This is a genomic window from Stenotrophomonas sp. LARHCG68, assembly GCF_052871705.1.
This window is the reverse complement of record NZ_JBIXJV010000010.1, coordinates 1-6,850: the sequence shown is the minus strand read 5'-3', so window position 1 is coordinate 6,850 and position 6,850 is coordinate 1. Positions and strand designations below refer to the sequence as shown.

Sequence of the window (6,850 nt, the reverse complement as noted above, 5' to 3'; positions counted from 1 at the left end):
GGCCGCCTGGCGGGCCACAAGTTCAGGCGTCCCCACAACGACCTCACTTCCTCCCGCGACCCCTCGAACGGTCGCGGTGATGCGGAAGTACCAGGTCAACCCGCTGCCATCGCTGTACAAGTAGCGGGTTTCGGTGGTCCTGACCACCTCCTGCCACGGCCCGTCCGGCGACTCGCTGCGCTCAACGATGTAGGTCACAACGGCGCCACCGGACTCGACCGCATCCCACTCCAACAGGACGCCATCAGCCACGGGCGTCACTTCCGTTCCGCCAACCGGTGGGACGGCCGATGGTGCGTAGACTTCAGGGAACCAGCGCGCGAAGCGGGCAGCGGGAGGCGTCTGGGCGGGGAGTTGGCCCGCGCCCAGATCGATGAGGGTCACATATCGCATGTCTTACCTTGCGTTGAGCGATGCGTTCAGGGAGTCGCGCTTCTGCGTTGCCGCAGCGCCTTGGGTCGTGTTCAACAGCTTTTGGATCAACTGGTTCTGCTCGCGGATCAACTGGTTCTGCTCATCGAGCTTGGCGTTGGTCTCCTTCTGGACCTCCTTTCCTCCCGCTGCCACCTCAAAGATCGCTTTCCCGAAGTGCTCCGGCAGTGCCTCGATGGCGTCGGCCAGTTGGCCCATCGAGGTGCCATCTTCGAGATCCAGCTCGCCGACCTTCATGCCGTCGATCATTGCCATCACGCGGCCATAGAGGTCGTTGTAGTCCTTCCCGCTGGCAAAGAGGTTTCGGCCGAACCCAAGAGCTGCCTGAGCGGCTTGCTGCGCCGCCTGGCTATCTCCCTTTGCCGTGGCGTCGGCAAGCGCTTGCATCGACTCGGACAGCTTTTGCCGGTCCGTCAGCGGTGACAGGTCACTGATCGAAAGGCCGTACTTGATGTCCTTTTTGTCAGCCTCGATCTGCGCCTGGAGCTTGCCCATCTGCAGCGCGCGCAGCTCCTCGATCTTTGCCAGATCCTCCGCCCTAGCCCCGGAAAGGCCCAGCGCCTTGGCGTAGTCGTTGGCCGCCTTTACCTGCTGGCGGTACGTGCGCTCAATGGTCAAGGCCTGCTGCTGGTAGCCCGACAGGTCCGCCGTCATCACCTGCGTGGCGATGTCGGCCATCAGCGTGCCGTAGGACTTCGCCGTCCCGGCCAACCGGGTGTATGCCGCGGTCAGGCTTTCGTCTGCCGCCTGCATCTTCTCCACGTAGTCGGTGAGCGCGGAAAGCCCTACCCCCGTCCACAGGTCCAAGCCGCTCCGGGCATCCACTGCCGCGGTGACGAAGAAGTTTGCACCGTCCTCCAGCAGCTCCGCCGACTTCCGCCAGTCCTCCGCGATCCGGCTTGCCTGGCCGTCGATCTTCCCCACCGCAGCGATGGCCTGCTCGGCAGCGAGGCGCTTCTGGAAGGTCTCGGCGTCCTCGTCATAGGTCCGCCCCAGCACCGTCGAACGGGAGCCGGTGACGTTGCCCTTCTTGTCGTAGGACTGGGAGAAGGAGCCCCCAACGAGCGCAGCGGCATCCTGCCGCAGGCTCACGCCCAGCTGCTTGGCGTAGGCCGAAAGCACCTCGTGGATGCCCGCGGCAGCATCCCGGGCTTCTTGGCCAGGATCAACCTGGATCGTCCTCCACTTCTTGCCGCCGAATAGCGACTTCTGCCGGCTTTGATAGGCCTCGGCCGTTGCCGACCCGCCGCCCTCATTGATGCCGATGGTCTGCTGGCTGCTGTTCGTTTGGTACTTAGTGCCAAAGACCTTGCCGCCGGACAGCTTGTCCACCACTGCGGCGGCCGCCAGTGCCCAGCCCACAACCGGAACCCAGGACGCCGCCCCAATGGCCCCCATGGCGCCCGTTGCACCTGCTGCCGCGCCAGCTCCGATGCCGCCGACGCCCACACCGGTACCGATGGCCCCCAATCCGCCCGCGATGGCCCCACCAACCCCCAGCCCCAAGGCGCCATAGGATGCGCCGGCCAGCACGCTGGACAGCCCGCCGCTACCGCGCTTGGTCAAGCCGTAATAGGCACCCAACAGGCCCAGGCCTGCGCCCGCGTAGGGGAGTCCGCCCGCAAACTCACCCGTCAACAGCGACTTCCCGAACAGCCCCATGCCAGGCGGCATGCCGAAGCCAGAGCCGCCACCGCCGATGGTCCCGGATGCACCACCCAGCCCATACGTCGTTCCCTGGAAGCCGCCGAACCCGGCCACGTTGTTCCCGAAGCCACCGATGGAGCCGGCGGCCACACCGGCAGCGGTACCGATGCCAAGGCTTCCAACCCCAGCACGCTGCATCCCCTGCACGATACCGCCGGCGATGGTGGTCCCCAGACCGCCGAAGCTGGTGCCGGAAGCCGCGAAGCCCTGCCCGGATAGCATGCCTTGGATGGCCTTCTGGATCGGATTCACGAACTGCTGCTGCAGCCCCGTGCGTACAACGTCCCACCACCCGCGCTTGAACACGTCCTTCAGCTCGGAGAAGAAGTCCTTTGCGTTCTTGATCTGGCCGCCGAACACGTCGGCGAAGGTGTCGGCCACACCACCGGCGGCATCCACCGCAACCTGCTGCCAGTCCTCGGCGGCACGTGCAACCTCCTCCATCGCCATGGACACTCCAGCGTAGGCCCGGGCGCGCTCCATGAGCTGGGCGATCTCGTCCTGGCTGAACTTGGCCCCGGCCTCCATCGCGCGATTGATCTCCTCGCGCATATCGGACTCGTTCATCAGCTGACGGCGGTACAGCTCGCGCGCAGGGCCAGCAATGCCCAGGAGCTGAATCTCCTGCCCCATGGTGGCAAGTAGCGCCGCCGGGGCGCGCTGGGCCTGTTCCGCTGCGGCAGCAACCTTGGCGTACTCCTGCGCACTTTGAGCCATGAGCACACCTGCATCGGCCTGCAGGATGTTTCCCTTGACCATGGCCTCGTTAAGCTCGGTCATGCGCTGGGTGTGCTTTACCATCGCCTCGGCCAGCGGCCCGGACATGGTGCCAGCGGCGATGGCAGACTCCCTGCCGTAACGCGCCATCGCCTCAGCGGTGTCCTTTCCGCTCTTTACCGCCGCTTTGTCGGCAGCTTTGGCGCTTGATGCAGCCTTCTGCGCTGCCTCGGTCTTCCGGATAAGGGCCAACCCAACCGCCAACTGCCGGTTGTACTCCTCACGCTGCGCAGTAGAGAGCGCGTCCACACCTCCTGCTGCATTGATCTTCTGGCCGATCTCGACGCGGAACGCATCCTCAGCGCCCTTCTGCAGTCGAACCAAGTTGACGATCTGGCTATCGATGGAGCCCTGAAGCGACTTCAAGTGCTGGTCAATGGCCTTGGCCGCCTCTCCCGATGCCTGGGTCTGACGAACAATGGCGCCAGTTGTGGCATCCGTCTGAGCCTCCGCCCTCTTGCTAACCAGATTCAGCGACTCCAGAACGGCGGCTTGGCGCTCGTTCTCGCGTGCAAGCGTCGCTGCGCTTGCGGTCTGCTCGACCATCCGTCCGCGAAACCTATCGGCGCCCGTGGCCCCCTGAAGCACCTGCTCGTTCGCCTGCTCAAGCTGAGCGCTGAACTGGTCGGCGCTGATCTTTCCGGCCTGCAGTTCATCCGCGAGCTTACGGATCGACGCCGCGTAGTCATCAGAGTACGAGCTGGTGATGCCACGCTGGGCCTCCAATGCCATATCGCGGATGGTGGCAGTGATGTCCTTGTAGCCCTTCTCGATGTTCTTCTGCCGCTCAAGGACCTCGCCCGCCTGCTGCTGCTTGTTCAACTCGGTGAACTTCTCGATGGCAACATCCGCCGTGTCCGAGAAATCGGCAAGAGATCTGGCCGCATCGTTGGTCCCATCACGGAACAGGAGCCAGCCGGCCGCGCCTGCCGCCAGCATCGAGATGATTCCCACCGGCCCGCCCAGAGCCGACAAAACAGCCGCGCCACCGCGCGAGGCAAAGCCCGCACTCGCCGCGTTGTACTGCGTCTGCGCCTGCGTCAGTAGGACGGTGGCCTGGCGGTGCTCCATGGTCGCCGCTGCGGCCTTTGCGCTGATCGACACGCTACCGCCAATGGCTTGTGCACGCCGAACCTCGGCTTGGGCATCCAGCATTGCAGCCCGCGTCCGCAACTCCAGCGCTTGCGCATTGGCGAGGCTTTGCGCTGCCGAAGCGCGATCAGCGGCAGTGTTCGCGTTCACGGCCGCAAGGCGAACAGACAATGCCTTTACCAGCTGCGACGCAGCGAGGCCCGCAGCTGCAGCCACGGCCAGATCTAGGTTTCGGCCAAGTTGCTCAATCCCCTTAGCAAGCAAGGTGGATGCGCCAAATGCTTCGTCGGCACGACCGATCATCACTTGGAGGTTGTTGTTGAACAGAGTTACGGACTGTCCGACAGTCGATTGCATCTTTCCGAACGCTTCATCCACGGCGCCAGCCTGCGACTGCAGTGCGTCGATGACTGCGGTTGCACTCAGCTCACCCGCCTTCCCCAGCTCACGCAACTTGCCAATCGGAACGCCCAAGCCCTTCGCAATCGCCTGCGCCAGCGCGGGCGCCTGCTCCAACACCGAGTTCAGCTCCTCACCGCGCAGCACACCCGAGGCGAACGCCTGGCCAAGTTGAACCAAAGCGGCATCGGCGCCGGCCGCGGATGTTCCCGAGATCACCATCGTCTTGCTGATGGTCTCGACCACACGCGCCAGTTCCCGGCCGCTCAGCCCCAGATCCTTTTGGTTCATGGCGATACGCTGGTACAGCTCCGCAGTGGCCCCAAGTGGCTGGCGTGCGGTTTGCGCAATCCTCACCACATTGGCTTGCGCGGCAATGAATGCGGATTGACCTTCTGTCACCAGGCGCAAGCGGTTGTTGAGGTTGGTCCACTCGTCAGCACGGCCAATCGCGGCCCGAGCGACAGCGATTGCGGAACCCATGCCAACCGCCTCGACGGCAACGCGACGGAAGCCAGCGGCAACAGCCTCGGCGCCTCGCGCTGCATTGTCTGACATGGCAGCGCGGATCGATTGCATGTCCCTATTCACGACGCGCACGGACTTACCCATGTCACGCTCAAAAGCGGCGTTTCGCGCGAGAAGATCGACCGTCAGGGTGTACAGGCTCATATTTCCACCAATGAAAAAGCCCCGCATCTGCGGGGCTTTGATTTGCGAGGCAAGCACGACTTAGATCAGGCTATTTCCGTCAATGCTCAAGTGAGTAATGGTGCTTCCATCGGGTGCAACGATGCAGGCAGCGGAGGAATCGGACATCGATCCAAAATCGTTCATCAGACGGAGCCCAGACCCTCTAGGCCAAGCGAAGTAAAACTCACCGCCTGTGCCTTGGTTCTTCGTGTACGGAATCTCTGCCGAACGTGAATCCTTGGCAAATCCTTTGATCGCCACCTGGCATGCAGTTAAGGCACCTGCATCCCCCGGCGGCGGCGACCTGCCGCAGGCTGCCGCCGCAAGAACTACTGCCACCAATAGTAAGCGCATACCCCCCCTCCTCTCAGTTGGTCAGTCGATGGTGCCACCTACGCGGGCACTTCCTCAAACTCCAGGTATCCCGAGAAGTAGCGGCCGCTCACGTTCTCCACGCTCCACGTGTTCGACGCGGCTCCGTAGATTGCCGACCGGGCGGCCAGCACCGGATCGTTGGGACCGCCCTTCGTCCGGCTGTACTCCGGCACGATGCAGCCCCGGCAGCGCCCCTGCAGCATCAGCACCACCGCATCCCAGTCCGTTCCGCCCAGGCCGGCGCCGTGCGCCACGTCGGTGGGCCGTGCCGACAGATTGCCGGTGAAGCGGCGGTACCGCGGTCCTTCCACGGTGTTGAGCTGGGCGCCTTTCGTGCGGGTGTGGACGCTGGTGTCGATGGTGGCTACCGCCCAGCCGTCGGCAATGCCCACATCCACGGCGCGCAGGACTGCGATCTCACCCACCTCCATGGTCGCCGCGGTGGTGTCGATCCCCACAGCCACGGACGACACCGACGCGGTGCCGGTCGGGAACAGCCAGGCGCACACCGATCCATCGGGGAGGCGCACCGTCGTACCACTGGCGCCGGCCGCCGTCACCGGCACCCCCGGCGGCAGGGACAGGCCCAGCAAGGCGACGATGCGCGGCACGATGGTGCCGCTGAATGTGATGTTGATCGACAGCACGCCGGTCCTGGCGATCCGCGAGCGCCGCGCCGGCTTTCCGTCGAACAGCGCCGCGCCTGCATCGGCCGTCAGCCAATTGCCACCCACAAGCGCCACCGACTGCACAGCCGGCATTCCGTACCCGATCAGCATTTCAGCCCCACACGTTGAGCACCACGTCCCCCGTGGTCGGGTTGCGCTCTACGCTGCGCACGAACACGTTTTTTCCGTTCTCCAGCCCATATCGCGGGTACGTGATACGCCCCACCTGGCCGGGCTGAACGTCCAGCTGCTGGTCGCCGCGGATCGTGAGCACAAAGAAGTGCCGCATCACCGCGTACAGCCCCACGATCCGGTCCGCCTCGGCCTGCGCGTCCCCCTGCCCCCAGAACAGCGAGACGAATGGGGCGGCCACGTCGGCGTGCCTGTAGTGGGGATGCAGCGGGCCGGCGGCATACACCTGACCCCGGAACAGCGATGTCAGCTCGTCGCGCCTTGCCTGCGGCACGTCCACCACGTCGGACACGAGATCGCCGGCACCGAGCGCCTGGGCGTTCGGACGGTAGGCGAACCGGCGGGTCAGGTTCGGCGCATCATCGGGCAGCGCGATCAGATCCTCGGCCAAGTGGGCGGCGATGACCTCGAAGGCTGGCACCGCCACCGACTCAGGCGCCACCACCCGCGCCACGCGCAGCACGCCATCCGGCGCCTGGTACATCCCAGCGCCATAGCTCGGCAGGATCGCCCCC

3 protein-coding genes and 1 pseudogene are annotated in these 6,850 nt (G+C 64.9%); all 4 read right to left on the bottom strand.

Features of this window, described 5'->3' with window-relative positions:
* A partial coding sequence (locus ACIPR8_RS19930; protein ID WP_446542173.1) for a hypothetical protein occupies positions 1-393 on the bottom strand: 393 nt, incomplete at its 3' end.
* A 3-nt stretch (positions 394-396) separates the two neighbouring features.
* Positions 397-5,079 (bottom strand): tape measure protein, encoded by a 4,683-nt coding sequence (locus ACIPR8_RS19925; protein ID WP_446542172.1) that lies wholly within the window; start codon positions 5,077-5,079, stop codon positions 397-399.
* 413 nt (positions 5,080-5,492) lie between these two features.
* Positions 5,493-6,254, bottom strand: coding sequence for a hypothetical protein (locus ACIPR8_RS19920; RefSeq protein WP_446542171.1), 762 nt, complete (start codon positions 6,252-6,254; stop codon positions 5,493-5,495).
* A gap of 1 nt (position 6,255) precedes the next feature.
* Positions 6,256-6,850, bottom strand: a pseudogene (locus ACIPR8_RS19915) (hypothetical protein); the annotation flags it as partial.